The sequence below is a fragment of the Luteimonas huabeiensis HB2 genome, assembly GCF_000559025.1.
Lineage (GTDB): Bacteria > Pseudomonadota > Gammaproteobacteria > Xanthomonadales > Xanthomonadaceae > Luteimonas > Luteimonas huabeiensis.
Window position 1 is genome coordinate 1 of the sequence record NZ_JAAN01000066.1, and the last position, 1,966, is coordinate 1,966.

Annotated in this window: 2 protein-coding genes; both read left to right on the forward strand. The window is 73.5% G+C overall.

The window, feature by feature from the left end; all coding sequences use genetic code 11:
• The first annotated feature begins 79 nt into the window (after window positions 1–79).
• Complete coding sequence (locus Z164_RS0119410; RefSeq protein WP_024892291.1) at window positions 80–1,306, forward strand: ATP-binding protein; 1,227 nt, start codon at window positions 80–82, stop codon at window positions 1,304–1,306.
• Complete coding sequence (locus Z164_RS0119415) at window positions 1,303–1,848, forward strand: response regulator transcription factor (RefSeq protein ID WP_024892292.1); 546 nt, start codon at window positions 1,303–1,305, stop codon at window positions 1,846–1,848. The genes Z164_RS0119410 and Z164_RS0119415 overlap by 4 nt, the downstream gene beginning before the upstream one ends.
• The last annotated feature ends 118 nt before the right edge of the window (window positions 1,849–1,966 follow it).

A 1,966-nucleotide genomic window follows, 5' to 3' on the forward strand; every position in this document is an offset into this window, starting at 1 on the left:
GAACAAGATGCGCCCGCTCGCCCCGCCCGACCCGGCCGCGCGCGCGCCGGTCGCATCGCGACGCTCTAAGATGCCGCGGATGCACGCCTCGCTGACGCAGTTCCTGGCGACCCTCTGCACGCTGCGCTGGATCGCGGTGATCGGACAGTCGCTGACCATCCTCGCCGCCGCGCAGTGGCTGCACATGCCGCTGCCGGCGCTGCCGCTGTGGGCGGCGGTGGCGCTGCTGGCGCTGTTCAACGCCTACGCGCTGGTCCGCGTGCGCCGCGGCGGCGAGGCGAGCGCGCCCGAGGTGTTCGCCCACATGCTGGTGGACATCGCCATCCTCGGCTGGCTGGTCGGCTGGACCGGCGGCATCGGCAATCCCTTCGCCTCGCTGTTCCTGCTGCCGATCGCGCTCGCCGCGCAGAGCCTGCCGCTGCGCTGGACGCTGGCGGTCACCGGCACCAGCCTGCTGGCCTACGCGCTGGCCGCGACGCTGAGCCGGCCGCTGCCGGTCACCCACCACACCGACGCCTTCGACCTGCACCTGCTCGGCATGATCGCCAACTTCCTGGTCTCGACCGGAGTGGTGGCCTACTTCCTGACCCGGCTGGCGCGGGCGCGCGACCGCCACGAGCAGGAACTGGCGACGATGCGCGAGCGCTTCACCCGCAACGAGGGCATCCTCGCGCTGGCCACCCATGCCGCCTCGGTGGCGCACGAACTCAACACGCCGCTGGCCACGCTGACCCTGCTGATCGACGACCTGGCCGATGGCGACCTGCCGGCGGCATTGCGCGACGACGTCGAGGCCATGCGCGGTCTGGTGGGCACCTGCCGCGACCGCGTGCGCGAACTCGCCAACCCCGCCGATCTCGGCCGGCCCGCCGGCATCCGCCTCGACCAGGTCCTGTCGCACTGGCGGCTGGTGCGACCGGCCATCGAGCTGCAGCGCCACGGCACCACGCCGCCCGGGCTGGTCGTGCAGCGCCCGCTCGGCCACCTGCTGCTGGTGCTGCTCAACAACGCCGCCGACGCCAGCGAGCAGTCCGGCCGCAAGCGCGTGGACCTCGCGCTGCACCTCGACGGCGACGCCCTCGTCGGCGAGATCCGCGACTACGGCGGCGGCTTCGACGCGCAGCGCGCCTTCCTGCCGGTACTGTTCCGCAGCACCAAGCCGGAGGGGCTCGGCGTCGGTCTGGCGCTTTCGCACGCCACCATCGAGCGACTGGGCGGCGAGCTGACCGTTGCCCCCGCCCCCGGCACCGGGACCGTGGTCCGCTTCCGGGTGCCCCTGGCCGGGATCGCGGAAGCGGCGGCATGATCGGCCTGCTGGTCGACGACGATGCGCTGTACCTGGCCACGCTGCGCCGCTCGCTGCAGCGGCGCGGCATCGAGTGCGACACCGCCGACAGCGCGGCCGCCGCGCTCGCCGCGGCGCGCGCGCGGCCGCCGGACTTCGCCCTGCTCGACCTCAAGCTCGGCGAGGACTCCGGGCTGGCGCTGATCGCGCCGCTGCGCGCGATCCGCGCCGACATGCGCATCCTGCTGGTCACCGGCTACGCCAGCGTCGCCACCGCGGTGGAGGCGATCAAGCGCGGCGCCGACGACTACCTGCCCAAGCCCGCCAGCGTCGAGGCGATCCTGCGCGCGCTGCGCGCCGAGGCCGCGCCGCCGCCGGAGCCGGAGGTCGCCGACACCATGATCCCGCTGCACCGGCTGGAGTGGGAGCACATCCAGCAGGCGCTCGGCGAGACCCAGGGCAACATCTCCGCCGCCGCCCGGCTGCTGGGCATGCACCGGCGCACGCTGCAGCGCAAGCTGAGCAAGCGCCCCGGCGCCGAGCGGCGCCCGATCGACGATTAGGGCGCGGCGGTACCGACATTCGGCCTGCGAACGCCCCTTCTTCCATCGCGAGCGGGAAGCACTTTGTTTTCCCTTCCCCCGCAAGCGGGGAGCACTTCGTTTTTCCCTTCCCCCGCAA

Coding starts and splice junctions, on each gene's coding strand:
- Z164_RS0119410 (WP_024892291.1), top strand. CDS start 80: ATGCACGCCTCGCTGACGCAGTTCCTGGCGACCCTCTGCACGCTGCGC.
- Z164_RS0119415 (WP_024892292.1), top strand. CDS start 1,303: ATGATCGGCCTGCTGGTCGACGACGATGCGCTGTACCTGGCCACGCTG.